General features: G+C 68.5%; 17 protein-coding genes and 1 pseudogene. 12 read left to right on the top strand and 6 right to left on the bottom strand.

Features of this window, described 5'->3' with window-relative positions; translation table 11 throughout:
• The first annotated feature begins 367 nt into the window (after positions 1 to 367).
• The 4 genes from ACQP2O_RS35250 to katG all read left to right on the top strand — a co-directional run bounded on the left by ACQP2O_RS35250 (position 368) and on the right by katG (position 5325).
• A complete protein-coding gene (locus ACQP2O_RS35250) occupies positions 368 to 1057 on the top strand; it encodes a response regulator transcription factor (RefSeq protein ID WP_433172751.1) in 690 nt (229 codons plus the stop codon).
• 65 nt (positions 1058 to 1122) lie between these two features.
• Complete coding sequence (locus ACQP2O_RS35245; RefSeq protein ID WP_433172749.1) at positions 1123 to 2499, top strand: sensor histidine kinase; 1377 nt, start codon at positions 1123 to 1125, stop codon at positions 2497 to 2499.
• A gap of 132 nt (positions 2500 to 2631) precedes the next feature.
• On the top strand, positions 2632 to 3069 hold the full coding sequence (locus tag ACQP2O_RS35240; protein WP_433172747.1) for a Fur family transcriptional regulator: 438 nt from the start codon (positions 2632 to 2634) through the stop codon (positions 3067 to 3069).
• Positions 3070 to 3102: 33 nt separating this feature from the next.
• A complete protein-coding gene (katG, locus tag ACQP2O_RS35235; protein WP_433172745.1) occupies positions 3103 to 5325 on the top strand; it encodes a catalase/peroxidase HPI in 2223 nt (740 codons plus the stop codon).
• A gap of 54 nt (positions 5326 to 5379) precedes the next feature.
• Here katG and ACQP2O_RS35230 read toward each other — a convergent pair whose 3' ends face one another.
• Entirely contained in the window at positions 5380 to 5895 is a 516-nt protein-coding gene (locus tag ACQP2O_RS35230) for a winged helix-turn-helix transcriptional regulator (RefSeq protein WP_433172743.1), read from the bottom strand.
• A gap of 78 nt (positions 5896 to 5973) precedes the next feature.
• Between ACQP2O_RS35230 and ACQP2O_RS35225 the strand changes: the two genes are divergently transcribed.
• Complete coding sequence (locus tag ACQP2O_RS35225) at positions 5974 to 6711, top strand: class I SAM-dependent methyltransferase (RefSeq protein ID WP_433172741.1); 738 nt, start codon at positions 5974 to 5976, stop codon at positions 6709 to 6711.
• Between the two features lie 9 nt (positions 6712 to 6720).
• Here ACQP2O_RS35225 and ACQP2O_RS35220 read toward each other — a convergent pair whose 3' ends face one another.
• On the bottom strand, positions 6721 to 7803 hold the full coding sequence (locus ACQP2O_RS35220) for a hypothetical protein (RefSeq protein ID WP_433172739.1): 1083 nt from the start codon (positions 7801 to 7803) through the stop codon (positions 6721 to 6723).
• Between the two features lie 227 nt (positions 7804 to 8030).
• Between ACQP2O_RS35220 and ACQP2O_RS35215 the strand changes: the two genes are divergently transcribed.
• Positions 8031 to 9071, top strand: a complete 1041-nt coding sequence (locus tag ACQP2O_RS35215; RefSeq protein WP_433172737.1) for a hypothetical protein — start codon at positions 8031 to 8033, stop codon at positions 9069 to 9071.
• A gap of 25 nt (positions 9072 to 9096) precedes the next feature.
• Here the strand turns inward: ACQP2O_RS35215 and ACQP2O_RS35210 are convergent, their stop codons facing one another.
• Positions 9097 to 10002, bottom strand: coding sequence for a TIGR03619 family F420-dependent LLM class oxidoreductase (locus ACQP2O_RS35210; RefSeq protein WP_433172735.1), 906 nt, complete (start codon positions 10000 to 10002; stop codon positions 9097 to 9099).
• Between the two features lie 154 nt (positions 10003 to 10156).
• Here ACQP2O_RS35210 and ACQP2O_RS35205 point away from each other — a divergent pair, with 154 nt between their 5' ends.
• Positions 10157 to 10621, top strand: a complete 465-nt coding sequence (locus tag ACQP2O_RS35205) for a hypothetical protein (RefSeq protein ID WP_433172733.1) — start codon at positions 10157 to 10159, stop codon at positions 10619 to 10621.
• Between the two features lie 38 nt (positions 10622 to 10659).
• Here the strand turns inward: ACQP2O_RS35205 and ACQP2O_RS35200 are convergent, their stop codons facing one another.
• The 3 genes from ACQP2O_RS35200 to ACQP2O_RS35190 all read right to left on the bottom strand — a co-directional run bounded on the left by ACQP2O_RS35200 (position 10660) and on the right by ACQP2O_RS35190 (position 13162).
• Positions 10660 to 11430, bottom strand: a complete 771-nt coding sequence (locus ACQP2O_RS35200) for a dienelactone hydrolase family protein (RefSeq protein ID WP_433172731.1) — start codon at positions 11428 to 11430, stop codon at positions 10660 to 10662.
• 289 nt (positions 11431 to 11719) lie between these two features.
• The gene (locus ACQP2O_RS35195; protein WP_433172729.1) at positions 11720 to 12760 is read right to left on the bottom strand and encodes a questin oxidase family protein; all 1041 of its coding nucleotides are present in this window, start codon (positions 12758 to 12760) and stop codon (positions 11720 to 11722) included.
• Between the two features lie 72 nt (positions 12761 to 12832).
• Complete coding sequence (locus ACQP2O_RS35190) at positions 12833 to 13162, bottom strand: transposase (protein ID WP_433172727.1); 330 nt, start codon at positions 13160 to 13162, stop codon at positions 12833 to 12835.
• A gap of 192 nt (positions 13163 to 13354) precedes the next feature.
• Between ACQP2O_RS35190 and ACQP2O_RS35185 the strand changes: the two are divergent.
• The 5 genes and pseudogenes from ACQP2O_RS35185 (at position 13355) to ACQP2O_RS35165 (ending at position 18302) form a co-directional block, all read left to right on the top strand.
• Positions 13355 to 14236 (top strand): annotated as a pseudogene (locus ACQP2O_RS35185) (IS5 family transposase).
• Between the two features lie 466 nt (positions 14237 to 14702).
• Positions 14703 to 15077: a putative quinol monooxygenase gene (locus ACQP2O_RS35180; protein ID WP_433172725.1), complete on the top strand. Its 375-nt coding sequence runs from the start codon at positions 14703 to 14705 to the stop codon at positions 15075 to 15077.
• Between the two features lie 255 nt (positions 15078 to 15332).
• Positions 15333 to 16466 carry a Gfo/Idh/MocA family protein gene (locus ACQP2O_RS35175; protein WP_433172723.1) on the top strand — a complete coding sequence of 378 codons (1134 nt, stop codon included), beginning with the start codon at positions 15333 to 15335 and terminating at the stop codon, positions 16464 to 16466.
• A complete protein-coding gene (locus ACQP2O_RS35170; protein ID WP_433172721.1) occupies positions 16453 to 17592 on the top strand; it encodes a DegT/DnrJ/EryC1/StrS family aminotransferase in 1140 nt (379 codons plus the stop codon). The genes ACQP2O_RS35175 and ACQP2O_RS35170 overlap by 14 nt, the downstream gene beginning before the upstream one ends.
• Positions 17562 to 18302 carry a hypothetical protein gene (locus tag ACQP2O_RS35165; protein WP_433172719.1) on the top strand — a complete coding sequence of 247 codons (741 nt, stop codon included), beginning with the start codon at positions 17562 to 17564 and terminating at the stop codon, positions 18300 to 18302. The genes ACQP2O_RS35170 and ACQP2O_RS35165 overlap by 31 nt, the downstream gene beginning before the upstream one ends.
• Positions 18303 to 18304: the final 2 nt, after the last annotated feature.

The following is an 18304-nucleotide window of genomic DNA, read 5'->3' as shown; positions in this document are numbered from 1 at the left end:
GATCCGGTCGATCTCCAGGCATGACCGGGCCGCCGTCGGGGGCGGGTTCGCCGGCGGCCGCATCAGCGGGTGCAGGCATGGAAGGCGTCTTTCGCGGTTCGTGAAAATTGCCGCGTATCACACCCGTGCGCTTTTCATCTGGCCGGAACGGGCCAGTGGCTCGTCAAGGGCGGTCCCGGTGGCCCGGGTGCCGCCGAAAGCCGCCTCGCCGGCGACCCGTCCGAGTGGTGCCCAGCACTTCGCGATCGGAAGGCGGCCGACCGGCCGCCGGTGGACCACGGTCCGCGTAGCCGCCGATGGCGCCGAGGATCTACGGTTTTGACCGAAATTCTGACCAAGATCGAATGCGGGATGACACGGTGGTGTCATGACCGCCCAAGTCGAGCCGCGGGACGTCCCGCGGTCCCGCCTTCTGCTCGTCGAGGACGACGCGGAACTCAGCGAGATGCTCGCCCGGCTCTTCGCCGACGAGGGCTACATCGTCGACGTCGCCCGCGACGGTCAGCGCGGCCTGCATCTAGGCCTGAGCCGGTCGTACGACGCGATGATCATTGACCGGGGGCTGCCCGCGATCGACGGCCTCGACCTGCTGATCCGGCTGCGCCGGCGGGCGGTCGCCACCCCCGTCCTGGTCCTGACCGCGCTCGGCGCCCTCGCCGACCGGGTCGCCGGGCTCGACGCGGGCGCCGAGGACTACCTGATCAAACCGTTCGAGGTCGACGAGCTGCTCGCGCGGGTACGCGCCCTGCACCGACGCAACCGCGACAGCGCCCAGGTCCTGCCGTTGGGCGACGGTCGGTTCGACCTGACGACCCGGGTCGTGACCCTGCCCGACGGCGGGCAGGTGGCGCTGTCGGGCCGGGAGTACGAGCTGTTGCGGGTGCTGGCGGCGCGCCCCGACCAGGTGCACACCCGCGCCGCGCTGCGCGAACGCGTCTTCGAGGCGGCACAGGCGGAGTCCATCGTCGACACCTACGTCTACTACCTGCGCAACAAGCTCGGCCGGAAGGCCGTGCGCACCGTGCGCGGCGTGGGCTACCGGGCAGGTGAGCTGTGAGTCGGATCGGGGGCGACATGCGGGGGAGCCGTGAGCGGATCGCCGGACCACCGGACGGGAGAGCCGTGACCAGAGCACCGGACCTCGAGCGCCGTCTGCTGGTCCGCGCCCGCATGGTCATCACCGCTCAGGTCGCCGGTGCGGTCACCCTCGTCATCGCACTCGTCGGGGTGCTGGTCTACTGCGTGACGATCGACGGTCAGGTCTCCTCCGCACGGCGGGACCTGGCCGTCGCGGTCGCGCGGGCCGACATCGCCCACCCGCCGCCCTGCATCTGGCTGTTCGAACTGCGGGGTGACGCCCTGACCGCGTCGCCCGGGGCGCCCACCGACCTGCCCCTGCGCACCGACCTGCGGCGGGTCGCCGCCGACCACCGTCCCCGGATCGGCCGGTTCACGGTCGGCGCGCGGGCCTACATCGTACGGACCGAGTTCCGGGCCGGCGTGGTCCGGCAGGCGCTCATCGACCTGCGTTACCAGGTGGAGGAGCGGCGTCGCCTGTACGTCGCGCTGGCCGCGGCCGAGGCCGCCGGGCTGGTGGCCGCGCTGCTCGTGGGTCAGCTGCTCGCCCGCCGGGCGATCGCGCCGCTGGGCGAGGCGCTCGCCCGGCAGCGGAGGTTCGTGGCCGACGCGAGCCACGAGCTGCGCACGCCGCTGACCCAGCTGCACACGCGGGCGCAGCTGCTCGAACGGCGGCTGCGGCCCGACGCCGACCCGTCGGCCCTGGCCGTCGAGGTGAGCCGGATGGTCACCGGGACCCGCCAGCTCGGCGAGGTGATCGACGACCTGCTCCTGTCCGCGCAGCTGAGGCAGACGCGCCGGCTGTTCGGCCCGGTCGACCTCGGCGCCCTCGCCGACGGCCTGATCATCGCCGAGAGCGCCCGCGCCGAGGCGCGCGAGGTGACCCTGGAAGTACGGCTCCGGGACCTGGGCCCGCACGTCGTGCGCGGCGTCGAACCGGCGCTGCGGCGGGTGGTCACCTCACTGGTCGACAACGCCTTCGGCCACACCGCGCCCGGCGGCCACATCACGATGACGCTCTCCCGCGACGGAGCCATGGTCGAGTTGGAGGTCCGCGACGACGGCGTGGGGCTCGACCCGCGGGACGCCGAGCGGCTGTTCACCCGGTTCGCCCGCGGGGAGCACGGGGCGGGCCGCCGGTTCGGCCTCGGGCTGGCCCTAGTGCGCGAGGTCGTCGACGGCCACGGCGGCACGATCGAGGTGGACGGCCGCCCCGGCGCGGGTGCGGCCTTCACCGTCCGGCTGCCCGCCGAGCGGACGGCCTCGGCCGCCCGGTCCGCCGGCGTCCAGTCGCCCGAGCCGTCCACCCGTACGGAGCGGTCCACCCGTACCGAGTCGGCGAACCAGGCTGAGCCCGCCGCCGACCCGGTCCGTCCGTCTCCGCCTCGACCAGTGGCCGCCCGGCGGTCTCCATCCCGGTGAGCCACAGCACGAGCGCCGCGGCGGAGACGGGGGCCGCGAGCGGGCAGAACCGTCCCTTTGCCTGACGCGTTACGAAACTTGGAAGGTTCGTTCCCTTGAATCATTCGTGTTTTTGGCGATAGGTTGGGCGGCATGACCGAACCCCGGACTCCGACCACCGCCGATGAGCTGCGCGGTGCCGGCCTGCGGGTGACGGCCGCCCGCGTCGCACTGCTCGAGACCGTCCGGGACGGTGACCACCTGGACGTCGAGGCGCTCGCCTCGGGCGTGCGCGGCCGCGTGGGTCATATCTCTCTTCAAGCGGTGTACGAGGCCCTCCACGCGCTCACCGCCGCGAGACTCGTACGCCGTATCGAACCACCCGGCAGCCCGGCCCGGTTCGAGGGACGCGTGGGGGACAACCATCACCACATCGTCTGCCGGTCGTGCAGTGTCGTCGCCGACGTCGACTGCGCGGTCGGCGACGCGCCGTGCCTCACCGCGTCCGACGACCACGGCTTCTCGATCGACGAGGCCGAGGTCATCTACTGGGGCCTGTGCTCCGACTGTTCCACCGCCCGTAGTTCCTGAGCATTGTGATTCGACTAGTCCGGAGGGGTTTCCATGACCGAGAACCATGACGCGATCGGCACTGAGCCGAAGACGGAGGAGGCCGGAGGAGGCTGCCCGGTCGCGCACGGGCGTGCCGCGCACCCGACGCAGGGCGGCGGAAACCGCCAGTGGTGGCCGGATCGGCTCAACCTGAGGATCCTCGCCAAGAACCCCGCCGTGGCCAACCCCCTCGGCGAGGAGTTCGACTACGCCGAGGCGTTCGAGAGCCTCGACCTCGCGGCCGTGAAGCGGGACATCGCCGAGGTGCTGACCACCTCGCAGGACTGGTGGCCGGCCGACTTCGGTCACTACGGCCCGCTCATCATCCGGATGGCGTGGCACAGCGCGGGCACCTACCGGATCAGCGACGGCCGCGGCGGCGCCGGGGCCGGTCAGCAGCGCTTCGCCCCGCTCAACAGCTGGCCGGACAACGGAAACCTCGACAAGGCGCGCCGCCTGCTGTGGCCGGTCAAGCAGAAGTACGGCCAGAAGATCTCGTGGGCCGACCTGATGATCCTCGCCGGCAACGTCGCCCTGGAGTCGATGGGCTTCAAGACCTTCGGCTTCGGCGGTGGCCGTGCGGACGTCTGGGAGTCCGAGGAGGACGTCTACTGGGGTCCCGAGACCACCTGGCTCGGCGACGAGCGCTACACCGGCGACCGTGAGCTGGAGAACCCTCTGGGCGCGGTCCAGATGGGCCTGATCTATGTCAACCCGGAGGGCCCGAACGGCACCCCGGACCCGCTCGCCGCGGCCCGCGACATCCGTGAGACGTTCCGCCGGATGGCGATGAACGACGAGGAGACGGTCGCCCTGATCGCGGGCGGTCACACCTTCGGCAAGACCCACGGCGCGGGCCCGGCGGACAACGTCGGCCCCGACCCCGAGGCCGCCCCGATCGAGGAGCAGGGCTTCGGCTGGAAGAGCACCTTCGGCACCGGCAAGGGCGGCGACGCGATCACCAGCGGTCTCGAGGTGACGTGGACGCCCACCCCGACCAAGTGGGACAACACCTTCTTCGAGACCCTGTTCGGGTACGAGTGGGAGCTCACGCAGAGCCCCGCCGGCGCGAACCAGTGGACGGCGAAGGACGGCGCGGGCGCGGGCACCATTCCCGACGCCCATGACTCGTCGAAGAGCCACGCGCCGACGATGCTCACGACCGACCTCGCGCTCCGCTTCGACCCGGTCTACGAGCCGATCTCGCGGCGCTTCCTGGAGAACCCCGACGAGCTCGCGGACGCCTTCGCCCGGGCGTGGTTCAAGCTGACCCACCGCGACATGGGCCCGGTCGTGCGCTACCTCGGCTCGGAGGTCCCGGACGAGGTGCTGCTGTGGCAGGACCCGCTGCCGCCGGTGACGCACGAGCTCGTCGACGCCGAGGACATCGCCTCTCTCAAGAGCCAGGTCCTCGCCTCGGGCCTGACGGTGTCCCAGCTCGTGTCCACGGCGTGGGCGTCGGCCTCCTCCTTCCGCGGCAGTGACAAGCGGGGCGGCGCCAACGGTGCCCGCATCCGCCTCCAGCCGCAGGCCGGGTGGGAGGTCAACGACCCCGACCAGCTGGCGACGGTGCTGAGCGCCCTGAAGAACATCCAGGAGACCTTCAACGCCGGCGGCAAGCAGATCTCGCTCGCCGACCTGATCGTGCTCGCCGGCGGCGCGGCCGTCGAGAAGGCCGCGAAGGACGCCGGCTTCGAGATCGAGGTCCCGTTCACGCCGGGCCGCGCGGACGCGTCGCAGGAGCAGACCGACGTCGAGTCGTTCGCCGCGCTCGAGCCGACCGCCGACGGGTTCCGCAACTACGTCGGGAAGGGCAACCGGCTGCCGGCCGAGTACCTGCTGCTCGACCGGGCCAACCTGCTGACCCTGAGCGCCCCCGAGCTGACGGTCCTCGTCGGTGGCCTCCGCGTCCTGGGCGCCAACCACCAGCAGTCGAAGCTCGGTGCCTTCACCGCGAACCCCGGCACCCTGACCAACGACTTCTTCGTCAACCTGCTCGACCTGGGCACGACGTGGAAGTCGACGTCCGAGGACGCGACCACGTTCGAGGGTCGCGACGCCACGGGCGAGGTCAAGTGGACCGGCACCCGCGCCGACCTCGTCTTCGGGTCGAACTCCGAGCTGCGCGCGCTCGCGGAGGTCTACGCGAGCGATGACGCCAAGGAGAAGTTCGTGACGGACTTCGTCGCGGCGTGGGACAAGGTGATGAACCTCGACCGGTTCGACCTCGTCTGATCGCTTCTGATCAGAACGTCCAGGCCGGCCCCGTACGGGCCGACCTGGACGTTCTCATTTTCCGGCGTCGGCCCCGCGGGCGGCCATGAGCGGGCCGAGCACGCGGGTGCCGGGGCCGACCCGCCCGCCGGGCCCCGGAAGCTGAGTCGTGTTGTGCACGGTGAGCGGTTCGCCGCAGTGCGCGCACGCGGCCACGGCGTGCGTGTCGTGGCCGCAGTCGAGGTGGTGGATGAGGGCCGGCGGCCCGGCGGGCTGGGCGTACCAGCGGTCGCCCCACTCCATCAGGGCGAGCAGTACGGGGTACAGCTCTTCGCCCTTGCGCGTCGCGCGGTAGTCGTCGCGCGGCGGGTGCTCCTGGTAACGCTCGCGGACGAGGACGCCCTCCTCGACGAGGCGGGTCAGCCGGGCGGCGAGCACCTTCCGCGAGATGCCCAGGTCGCGGGCGATGTCGTCGAAACGCGTCACACCGGTGATGACGTCACGCATGATCAGCGCCGTCCAGGCGTCGCCGAACAGGTCGGTCGCGCGCGCGATCGAGCAGGCCACGTCGGCGAGTCGGGTCCGGGTCACGCCCCGAATGTACCCCGAGTTCCCTCAGGAAACGAACCCTGTTAGATTCCTTTAGGGAACTCACTCGGGAGGCGTGGCATGACGGCACCGCACATCGAACTGGACTCACCCGACGCGATCGACGGACGCCACATCCGGGCGGTCGCCTTTCAGAAGGTGCGCGTGGAGTACGTCCAGCGCGTGCTGGAACGGCGCGACGGCAGGGCGCTGGTCGTCGGCAGCGGCCGGGGCGACCTGGCCGCGGCGCTCAGCGGGCTCGGCTTCGACGTCACCGCCGTCGACCCGTCGCCCTCCGCGACGGCGCTGGCGCGGCAGCGGCACGGCGACCGGATCGTCCACGAGACGGGCACGGCCGAGGACCTCGGCCACGAGGACGGATCGTTCGACCTCGCCTATTACGCCGACACGTTCGAGATCACCCCGGACCTGGACCGTGTCGTCGGGCACGCGGCCCGGGTCCTGCGACCCGGCGGTGCGCTGATGTACGACACGGTCGCGCGGACGCTCGTATCCCGGCTCATCTACCTGGGCGCCTTCCAGGGCGTTCCGCAGACGCGCATCATGCCGCGCGGGCGGTACGCCGCGGCGCGCCTGCGCCCACCGGCCGAGGTGGCCCGCGTGCTCGAGCGCCACGGCCTGCACGGCGAGGACGTCTGCGGTTTCAAACCGACCCGCCCGCGCGACCTCGTCACCGCGGTGCTCGCCCGCCGGCGCGGCCGCATCACCGACGACGACATCGCCGAGGCGTGCCCCTTCGTCCTCGACCCGGACCACCGCCCGGTCGTCACCTACCTGGGGTACGCCCGCAAACCGTAGGCCGGTGGATCACCACGCGACGCCCGGTGCGTCGCCCTTGCCCTGCCGCTTACCGACGGGAACGCGGAACGAACTCGTACGCCCGGTGGTCAGGTCGACCCGGTGGATGCGCCAGCCTTGGGTGTACAGCGCGAACCGGCCGGAACCATCCAGGGTCAGGCCACCCAGGCCGTCCGCGCTGCTCCGCAGGTGCGCGAGCGTCTGGGCGGCCCCACCGTCCAGCGGCCGTCGTTCGAGGCGCGACCCGGTGAAGACGAGCACCGCTCGGTCGTCCGGGGTGACCACTCCGTCGTACGCGTCGGGCAGGTTGGCGACCGGTCGCACCGCCGGGGCGAGTTCGGTGTCCGATCCCGTCGCGTCCAGCGTCTTGAGCGTTGCCCCCGTCCACAGCCACAGGTGACGCCCGTCCTTCGCCCAGCTCAGACCGGTGACGAGCGCCCCGTGCCCGGTCCAGGTGTGTCCCACGCCCGTGACGATGTCCACGACGACGACCCCGCCCGTGGCCATCGAGGTGTAGGCGAGCCGCCGGCCGTCCGGGCTCAGTGCGCACATCAGTCCGCCGTCGGGGGAGTGCGGACCGCCCGCCGGCATCGGCGCGCGAACCTTGCTGGCGGCCCCCGGCCGGCCCTGGTCGTCCAGACGCACCGTGTAGAAGGCGAAGCCGGCGCCCGGTCCGGTCGTGCCGGCGATGACGAAGGTCCGATCGTCCGGGGCCGCGGCGACCACCGACCACGAGGAGAAGATCTCCGGCGGCGTCTTGATCGTGTGAAGCACCCGCCCGGTCTCCGCGTCGAGGACGACGGCATGCGCGGGAATGTAGGACGTCGCGTCCTTGGCACTCGGCGGGTCGAACACCGCTTCCGGTGCGGCCGCCGCGACGATGAACTTCGGCGTTCCCGAGGGCCGCAAGGCCGGATCCACGGAGAGTCTCGGCGCTGCCAGCGGCTTCTGTGCCGCCACCGCTGTCGCCTCGCCGGATCGGACCGGCGGTACCGCCCGTTCGGCGTGGCCACCGCTGCAGCCGGTGAGCACGAACGCCGCGACGATCACGGATGACACCGAGAGCCGTACGGCCCGGCCACGTGACGTCATCGTTCTTTCCGCCTCCCCGCGCCGGCGGACGCTTCGCTCGCCCCCGAGATTGGATCATCGTTTGTCACCGAGCGGTGCCGCAAGGACGGCCGGTCCGAATGATCCCGCTTCCGCCGACCGTAAATGGAACAGCCGCGACCCGGCGGGGTGCGGCCTTCCCGATGTCACGGCGGCGATCTTCGCCAGAATGGGGCGTTCCATGCGAAAGTAACGCTATGTCACGCCCCATGCACTTTGTCGGTAGTCTGCCGCCGGACCTGTGCGGCTCCCCGCGGCAGGCCATGCGGTGGATCGTCGACCAGGCCGACGGCCACCGGCTGACCGCCCTGCCCTGCGACCTCGACTCCGACTGGATCGTCTCCTACCTGCGAGACCTCGCCGAGCGGCCGGCGTTCGCGCTGAAGCGCCCCGGAGAGTACAGCGGCTACGACGACATGCGCTCGTACGGCGTGCGCCGCGGCCACCGGCTGCGGCCGTCGGACGTGTCGATGAACCGCGAGGACCGGCTCCGGGAGATCCTGGAGGAGTTCCGCGCGCTGCGCGCCGAGCAGCCGGCACTCGCCGACGTACGGCTGCAGGTCAGCCTGCCGAACCCGCTCGACCTGGCGATCTTCGTGTTCGAGGGCCGGCCCTGGCGGTCCCTGCGGTACCTGCCGGTGTTCGCGCAGGCGACCGTCGACGAGGTCACCGCGCTGACCCCCGACGTCGGCCAGGACGTCGTGTGGCATCTGGAGACCCCGTCCGTCCTGGTCGGAATGGACATGGCCAAGCGAATGCCGGGCGGCCGATCCCTCGCCGCGCGGCTGCTGGCCCGCCAGGGCGCCGGCCTGCTCGCCCGCCTCCCGGCGGACGCGGAGGTGATCCTGCACCTCTGCTACGGCAACCTCGGGAACACCGAGCTCCTCGCCCCTCGGGACCTCGGGCCGGCCGTCGCATACCTCAACCTCCTCGCCGCCGGACTCCGCGGCCGCGGCCGTCCGCTGCCGCCGGTCCACATCCCGGCCGCGTACGGCGCGAACCCCGCGCCCCGGACGGAGGAGTTCTACCGTCCGCTGCGGCGGCTCGACCGCGAGTGGAGGATCATCGCGGGCACCGCTGCCGCGACCGACCCCGGAGGCGGCGTCGAGAGCCTGAGCCTCCTCGAGGCCGCCGCCGACCGCGAGGCGTACGCGGTCGCCACGGCCTGCGGCCTCGGCCGGCACACCGTGGAGCAGGCCGAGAAGGCGGTCGAGGCGATGGCCGCCGCGGCCGGCGCCGCCCCGCACTGACGGCCGACGGCCCGGGCGTCGTGGATCACGACGGCGCCCGGGCCAGCAGCTCCTCCATCACCGCGAGCTGCGCGTCCGGATGCGTCCGCATCGCCCACAGCACATGCTCGGCGCCCAGCGACCGGACCCGGGGCAGATCCTCCAGAACCTGATCCACCGATCCGGTCAGCGGCGCCCGCTCGTCGAGCGGCTTGGCCGTGACGGAGCCGTTGACCCGTACGACGAGCGGCAACGACGCCGGGTCGCGCCCGGCCTGCTCCGCCGCCCGCCGGAATCCGGCGACCGTCTCGTCCAGCTGCTCCCAGGACATGACGACCGGGTTCAGCCCGAGCCCCAGCCGCGCGGCGCGCGCCACCGCGGCCGGGGCGACGGCACCGGCGAGCAACGGCGGCCCGCCCGGCCGTACGGGCTTCGGACCGATCTGGGACTCCGCGATCTCGTAGAACTCCCCGTCGAACCGCACCGGGTCCGGCCCCCACACCGCCCGCATCGCCGCGACGTGCTCCGCGAACCGCGCACCCCGTCGCTCCGGCGGCACACCGGCCGCGGCGAACTCCTGCCGCATCCACCCCTGCCCGAGCCCGACCACCAGCCGCCCGCCACTGAGCACGTCGAGGGTCGCCAGCCGCCGGGCCAGCACGACAGGGCTGTGCAACGGACCAGGGATCACGCTGGTCCCGAGCCGGATCCCGCTCGTCCGCGCCGCGAGGTAGCTCAACGTCTCCAGCGGGTCATAGACGGTCGCGAACGCCCTCGGCAGCGGCGCCGACGGCGCGAACCCGCCGTACGAGACCGGCTCCACGACGCGCAGCAGCCGCTCGAACGTCCACACCGCCCCGAGCCCGATCCGCTCGGCCTCTTCCGCGAACCGGACGATCGTCCCAGGCGACGCCACCGACCCGTACGAAGGAAGATTGAGCCCGAAATCCATGCGCGTTCCAGCCGGCCGTGAAGAGATCGCTTCCTACGACGAACCTACCCGCGGTGGTGGGAGAGCACGAGTCCATCGAGTGGCCGGGCGTGCGGGGCGTCGCTTTCGGCGGGTCGTTTGGCGAGGGACTGAGCGTCTGCACGATGATACGTGCATGCGTCCCCTCATGATCATGACCGTCGCCGCACTCGCGCTGACGTCGGCCTGCGGTTCGAACGCCCACCCGGCCACATCGGCTGCCGCGGCGCCGGCCAAGTCGCCGAAGGCCGGCTCCGCAGGCCTTCCGGCGAACAACGCGAACGTTCCCGGATTCTCCGGGCCGGTCGCATCATCCGGCGGTGTCACGCACGCGTTCGGCGTGTGCCTGCATTCGTGGTACACCACCGCGAGCTCCGGTACACGGGTTCACGTGCAGTATCCCGGTCCGGCGAACATCAGCGTCGACCTGTCGATGGCGGACCAGTCCGAGCCGCCACCGGAGGCGCACCAGCAGTTCACCGTGACCAATGGGCAGCAGGTGAAGGACCTGAAATTCCCGGCGATCCCGCATGCCGGTTACCCGCAGGTCACGATGACGTCCGGGCAGAAGACGTTGATCTGTGACCCGGCCGAGCATTGATCCGGCAAGTGCGCGCGGCGCAGGTGACGTGATGGGAGTCAGGTAGCGGCGGCCAGATGGCGTGAGATGAAGTCACGCCAGAGGGCGGGCGCGGTAGGCCTGGTCTCGCTGTGCGTACCGGAGTAGCCGACCAGTTGTTTGTCCGGTGATCCCAGTCGATCGAACAGGTCCAGTTGGCCGTCCCGAGGGAAGACCTCGTCGTCCCACTGGAGGTGGAAGAGGGCGGGGGCGGTGACCCGCCGGGCGTCCTCCGCGACCCGTTCCGGTACGGCCAAGCCCTCGTCCATGGCCGCGCACTGCCGAAGACCGAACTTCCCGAAGACCACACAGCGAAGCTCGTCTCCCAGGGCGGCCGCGAGGGGAAGGCCGAACCGCGTCCCCATGGACATGCCCAGGTACCCGAGGCGGGACGTGTCCACGATGCCCAGCGTCCCGAGGACGTCCACGGTCGCCCGCCATTCGCCGGTCATCCGATCGAGGACGACCTCGATCCCCTCCGCCGCCATACGAGGCTGATACTCCTCGGCGGCCATCGGGGCGGGAACGCGGTCGCCGTGGTACGGCCCGTCGATCGCCAGTGCCGCGAGGCCGGCCTGGGACGCGAACCACCGGGCCCGGCTGACGATCCGCTCACTTCGTTTGTGCCCGCTGCCCCCGTGCCCCAGCAGGACCAGGGGAGGGGCGGAGACCGAAGGCGGTAGCCACAGGACGCCCGGAACGGTGCCCGCCGCCCGGACGAGCCGGAACGACCGCTCGACGACACCTCCGTCGGCCACCCGGCGTTCGACCCACTCCAGCGCCTCGTCCATGAGGACATCGAACCAACCGCGTCTGGAGAGCGCGCCTCAGTGTCCGCATATGGCCTGGCGTGCAGGATGAGCCCGGCGGCGGAGGCGTGCGGGAAGGTGCCGAGGGCGCCGCACCGTTCACCGGGTTCTGTTCGCCGAAGGCGCCACGCACAGCCTGGCCGGCCGGCCGCGCGACGAGATCTTCCAGGTGCTCGCGGCAGCAGCCGACCGGGCCTTTGACCTGCTAGAGCCGTCCCTGGGCGGCTACGGTGTCAGAGCCTGAGCGGACCGGACGCCGCCCAGCCTCCCGTCAGAGCTCGTCGATGAGTTCGGTCGCGCGGATGACGGCGGCGAGGGCGTCGGGGTCTCCCGTTCGCCGATGGACGTCGAGGCCGGTGTCCGCGAGCTTGATGACGTGCTCGTCTCCGTGCCGGACGGCACGGGCGAATACCTCTTCGGCCGAGTCCGGTGCGGTGGGCAGGCCGTGCCCGGGCGCGGGTGCGGCGGGGGCGTACGCGGCGGTCACGGCGGCGCTCGCGGCCCAGGCGGCGTACAGGCTCTCGGTCCACTGGGTGCGCGGCAGCGCGGGAAGGGCGCGGAGTACGGCCATGGGCGCGGTCGCGGCGTGGACCAGCATGACGGCCGAGCCGTGCGCGTTGGGAAGGTACCGCAGGGTGGCGGCGGTGGTCAGGTCGGCCAGGAGGTCCCGGGCCTGCTCGGCGTCGACGGCGGGTCGCAGCGCGGAGAGCGCCGCCGGCCATCCGGCGAGGTCGGTCAGCTGGCCGAGCCGGTGGTTGATACCGGCCTCCTGCTCGGGAACGCGCGGGACGGCGGCGAGGGCCGCCGCCGGACCGGCGGTGCCGGAGGGCGCGGTGAATCCGGCGACCTGCTGCCACCGGGCCGCCCAGTAGCCGAGGGCCTGGCCGAGCTCGGCCAGGAGGGGGCCGTCCTCGTGGTCGAGCAGGGCACGGACCGCGTGGCCGGTACGGATCACTCCGTGGGTGGCGCCGGCCGCGATGCCCGGGAGCAGCCGTGGCCACCAGGTCGCCAGCACCGTACGCCAGGGCTGTTCGGTCACCTCGCGTGCGAAGAACGCGAGCCAGTCGCCGAGACGGTGTGGGTCGCCCAGCGCCGAACGCCAGTCGTCGGCGGTGATGGGCGAGGAGCCGCGCGGCAGATCGTCCAGTCGGCGTGCGTAGACGTCGAGCCAGCGGTGGACCTGCCGCGAATGCCCGTGCCGGACCATGGCCTCGACCGCCATGGGCCCGTGATTGGTGAGCCAGCCCTCGAACTCCGGTCCGGTCTGATGGAGCCGTTCGTAGGCCTCTTCCAGCGTGCCGTTTCCGTCCATGTCCCCGATCGTCGACCACGGGTCGGCCCGCGTGCACCGGCCCAGAGACCGATCCGCCCTCGTCCGTCGGACCTAAGGCTCGTCAGACGCACACCGCGGAAGCGTTTGAGCCGACTGAAGCAGCGTTCGACGCCGGTAGATGTCCCGGTCGAAGCCGCAGCGGCGGTGCCCGTGCCGGACCCTGATCGCCAGTGGGTCGACCCGTTCGGGTATGACGCGGGCGATCCGCCGTGAGTGCAGGTAGGTGCGGATCTTGTCGCTCGAATAGCCCTTGTCGGCGATCAGATGGCCCGGGCGCATCCGGGGGCGGCCGGGACTGCGGCGCGGGACGCGGATCGCTTCGAAGACCTCGACCAGGCAGGTGCAGTCGTGGACGTTGCCGGGCGTGAGCACGAACGCCAACGGCAGGCTGCGTCCGCTTCTCCGGCCCCGCACCGCTCGCCTGCCTCACCGGGTTAGGGCGCGTCTCGAAGTCGGGTGTGGGTGGGCTGTGGCCGTTACGGCGTGTCGTGATCGGTAAGTAGCGAGGCCTCCGGTCCCAGGTTCAGCGACCAAACTGAACCTGGGACCGGAGGCCTCGTGGCCACCCTAGCGGTGAGGAAGCGGTCCGATCTGACCGGTGAGCAGTGGGCGCGGCTGGAACCACTGTTGCCGGTGGCCAAGGAAACGGGGTCGGCCGTCGAAGTGGACGAAGCGTCAGCTCATCGATGGGATTCGGTGACGGGTGCGGGTAGGCGCCCCGTGGCGGGGCGTGCCGGCGTACTACGGCTCCTGGCAGGCGGTGTACTCGGTGTTCCGCCGCTGGCAACGCGCTGGGGTGTGGCAGCGGATCCTCACCGGCCTGCAGGCGCGAGCTGATGCGGCCGGGTTGATCACCTGGGATGTCAGCGTGGACACCACCATCGCCCGGGCACACCAGCACGCCGCCGGGGCCCGCACCCGGCCCGATGAGCAGACCGAGCCTCCCGGCGGGGCCGCCCCCGAACCGGACGATCACGCGTTGGGACGCTCGCGTGGCGGGTTGACGACCAAGGTGCACCTGAGCTGCGAACAAGGCCCAAAGCCGCTGTCGATCGTGGTCACCGGCGGCCAGCGCGCAGACAGCCCGCAGTTCATCGGAGTCCTGACCGCGATCAACGTGCCCCGCCTGGGCAGTGGCCAGCCCCGGACCAGGCCGGACCGGGTCCTGGCCCCGGCAACCGTGGCTACCTGCGCCGCCGCAGCATTAAAGCCACGATCCCCAGCAAGGCCGACCAGGACACGGCCCGACGCCACAAAGGATCCAAACGCGGACGGCCACCCACCTTCGACACGGTCATCTACCGGCAACGCCACGCCGTCGAGTGCGGCATCAACCGGCTCAAACGCAACCGCGCCGTCGCCACCCGCTACGACAAGCTCGCCGTCCGATACGAGGCCACCATCCACATCACCGCCATCAACGAATGGCTCCACTCACTTCGAGACGCGCCCTAGCACTCTCCATCGCAAATCTGGCGGACACAAGATAGTTGCCTTCCGCTGGGCGATCACAACAGCTCCTGGACGGGGTCTGCGACTTCGCCGCCGACTCCTGCCGCGCCAACCCCTGGGCGCCAAGCTCTACGCCGATGCCATTGCCCGAGGCGGCCCACACATCAGGCGCTGGAAAGCGCCCGCCCACGCCGCTCGCTCCCGGGCCTTCGATACCGATATTCGGATCGCCCGACGAGACCGACTCTGTCGCTTCCTCCACGAATACGCCCAGGTCGTAGAGCGTTAACCCAATTACGGGCACCCACAGAGTTGACACGTAGGGGCCGAAAAGCGCGCAGACCCGAGCGGTGACGCTGTAGCTCGCAGTATCCCGAGAGCAGCATAGTTGGCCACCTTCGGCTGTCCGGGCAGCTCGTATCTGCCTCATCCGAAGGGTAGATTATGCCTTGCGAGGCTTGGAGATGACATGTCAGAGCACATCGTGCCGATTGCAATCGTCGTCCGCTTCACGTTGCATCCTGGAGCAGAAGCAGAGTTTGACGAACTCGTCGCAGCAACCACGGCTGGCATCCGGGCGTACGAGCCCGGCACGATCGTTTACACAGTCCATCGCGTTGACGGTGCCCCCCGAGAGCGCATCTTTTACGAGTTGTACCGGGACAGAGAGGCCCTCAACCATCATCAGGTCCAGCCGCACACTCGCCGGTTCATGGCCGAGCGCGAGCGGTTCCTCGAATCCAGGCAAGCCGATTTCCTCGCGTTGGCGGATGGCAAGGTGCCCGTCGGAGACCAGTCTCTGCAGAGCGCTACCGTGTTTATGGAAGGCCCTCTGGGTGAGTGACTCAGCTTTTCAAATCGGCTGCGCCTGGCGAATGATATCGACAGCCACAAAAGGGGCACGCATCCGGACGGGCGATCAAGCGCATGCTTCGCCACTGGCAATGTGGCTTGAAATTGGAGCGTGCGATACTCAAAATAATCCAGGCTGTCCAACCTCGAGGCCGAGTAAGGCCCGTAGGAGGTTAACGATCGCTAAAGCGAAGGATTGTGGGCTAATGGACAGTACAATTTATAAAATCAAAGGCGCCCTCCACTCGTGTTTGAGCGCATGCTCGTCGGGATCCTTCTCTGCAGCACCGCGATCATGCCTCGTATCGCGCTAATCGGTTTGGGCCATTGGGGGGTCAACTATATACCGCTTTTGGCTCGGCGCGGGGCGCTCGAAGCTCTGGTTGACATCGATCCGGCTGTCCTAAGTGCCGCACCAGCGTCCAACAATATCGCCCGATTCAAAACGCTTGATCACCTACTAGCAAAGGGTCCATTAATAGACGGCATAATTGTAGCATCGACGGCATCTACTCACTTTGACATCGCGGTCCGTGCTTTATCTTATGGTCTGGCTGTGCTCGTTGAGAAACCAGTAGCGCGGACGCTACGACAAGCCGCTAAACTCTATAGGACGGCAGCAGGCAATGACGCAACGCTAATGTCTGGGCATCTCCTTATTCATCACGAAGGCGTGCATTATCTATGGGAGCAAACTAGGACTGGGCAACTCGGCGAGCCTCGCTACTTGCGCTCAACTCGAATCGATATTGGGCGTGTGCGGTGGGAAGAAGACGTCCTATGGAGCTTTGCCGTCCATGACTTTTCCCTCGTGTTGACGCTCATGGGCCAAATGCCAGAGTCGCTTCTCGCGCAGAAGTATCGGCTTCGCGGTGCTCCACAAGCTGACCTGGCGACGGTCGATCTAAAGTTCCCCGCAGGAGCCCGTGCTGCAATCCACGTGTCCTGGGTTGGACCTGAGCGGGAGCATCGGCTATTACTGTATACGAGAAATGGTACTGCACGCTTCAACGGTGGCCAAGAGGGCAAGCGCGCCGTAATGGTGCATATGATGCAGTCTAATGAGAAGAATCACGGTAGCGCTATGGACAGTACCGAGCTCAATGTAATTGCTCCACCTATTGTCCGACCGCTTGATCGTCAGGTGGAGCTCTTCTGTCGCTACCTAGTTACTGGCAAAACGCCGCCCCAAGACCGTGCCATAGCCCTCGGAGTGATGAGCCTGCTCGAAGCCGCCGATTCTTCGTGCGTCGCCGATCGCGAGGTCCGCATTGGGCCATCCGACGACATTGACCCAAAGCTGTTCACACCCTCCAATAGCTGGCCGGATCCCGAAGATCCGTATCAGGATTCGTGGAAGCACTCTGATGGACGTTCCTGAAGCGCCGGCGGTGCCTCTTTTCGACAATAGTCATGAGCTTGATGCGATCTGGGACCCACTAATGATCGCAGTGTCAAATGTGTTGCGTTGTGGTGATTATATTCTCGGAAATGAGACCGAACAATTTGAGCGCGCTCTGGCCGCATGGCTGCAATGTGGGCACGCCATAGGGGTCGCCAGCGGCTCCGATGCGCTATATTTAGCGTTGGCGGGTAACGGTATCGGACCAGGCGATGAAGTAGTGACATCTCCCTTCACTTTCATCGCGACCGTGCAGGCTATCACTCGAGTCGGCGCACGTCCGGTCTTCGCCGACATTGATCCGCATACGTTAAATCTGGACGAGAGATTTGTTGAGTCGGTCATAACTGATCGAACCGCCGCAGTCCTGGTGGTCCATATCTTTGGTCAGCCCTGCGACATGGATACCTTCGGAACCTTGGCCGGGCACCGCGGGCTTGCCCTCATAGAGGATGCAGCGCAAGCACTCGGTAGCACGTGGCGCGGTCAGCGCACTGGAACGTTCGGGGATGCCGCCGCCATATCGTTCTTTCCGACGAAGACGCTCGGTGCTGCCGGTGACGGTGGTGCGGTAGTGACTAACGATGCAGATATCGATCAGAAAGTTCGCCGACTACGAATACATGGTGCGCTAGAAAAGTACCTGTATACAGTACTAGGCACTAACTCCCGCCTCGACGAACTTCAAGCTGCAATTCTGAACGTGAAGCTGCCTCGCCTTGACGCCTGGATTCGCCAGAGGCGAGCGATTGCAGATGCTTACTCCGATGCCATTCCCCGATCAGCCTGCCGTCCACTTGACGAAGATGAGCGCGCGAAGGGAGCATTCAGCCAGTACACTGTGCGCGTACCGGATGGTCGGGATTCGCTGCGTGACTACCTATGCCAAGCCCGGATCGGAACCGCAGTACACTATCCGCGGCCGCTACACCTCCAGCCAGCCCTTTCAATGCTAGGCTATCGGCAGGGCGACTTTCCTATCGCAGAGCAGGCCTGCCGTGAGGTTTTGTCGTTGCCCTGCTATCCTGGTCTCTCTGGATCTGCTGTGTCGCGCGTCGCTGAGATGATTGCAGAATGGCAGGTGAACGTGGGTGGCGGGTTATAGGTATGCAATTTGATGACTATAAGGCCTTGATCGATTGCCTCGCCGAGGCCGGTTACACCTTCCGGACATTCAGCGAATCTAGTGCCGTGCACTCGCATGAATCTAATGTGATCTTGAGGCATGATATCGATTTCTCGTTAGCGCTTGCCGCTCGGATGGCGGCGTGGGAGGCGCAGAACGGCATGCGCACATCGTATTTCGCTCAGGCGCGCTCACCGCTCTACAATGTCATCGCCCAACAGTCATGCGAGCAACTCGCCGCTATCGCTGAATGCGGTCATGATATTGGCCTGCACTTCGACCCTTCGTTGTACCAAATTATCGAACCCGTGCACGTAGCCAGAGAGACCGGCATCCTCCAGCTGGCAGTGCCCAGTTGCCTGACCACTCTGACGAGTCTTCATCGGCCGAGGCGCTCGCTGTCGGAGATCCAAAAGTGGACTGGCCGGATCGGCATTCATACGACATACGATGAGCCTTGGACGACCGCGTTTCTCTACTTCTCAGATTCGCGCGGGAGATGGGCCAATGGATCGCCGCTTGATTCGAGCGCGTTTCATGAACGTCGCAACCTGCACATCCTGGTACATCCGCTATGGTGGCTAGAAGCGGGAGAGACGCCAGCAGCACAACTGCGCAGCTTTGCCGGCCGTGCCGAGAATGCAACGTTGCAACAACTGCGCGAAAGCGCTGTTTCCATTGACATTTAAAC

The sequence above is a fragment of the Actinoallomurus sp. CA-150999 genome (assembly GCF_050942425.1).
In the GTDB taxonomy this organism is placed as follows: domain Bacteria; phylum Actinomycetota; class Actinomycetes; order Streptosporangiales; family Streptosporangiaceae; genus Actinoallomurus.
This window is presented reverse-complemented; position numbering and strand designations above follow the sequence as displayed.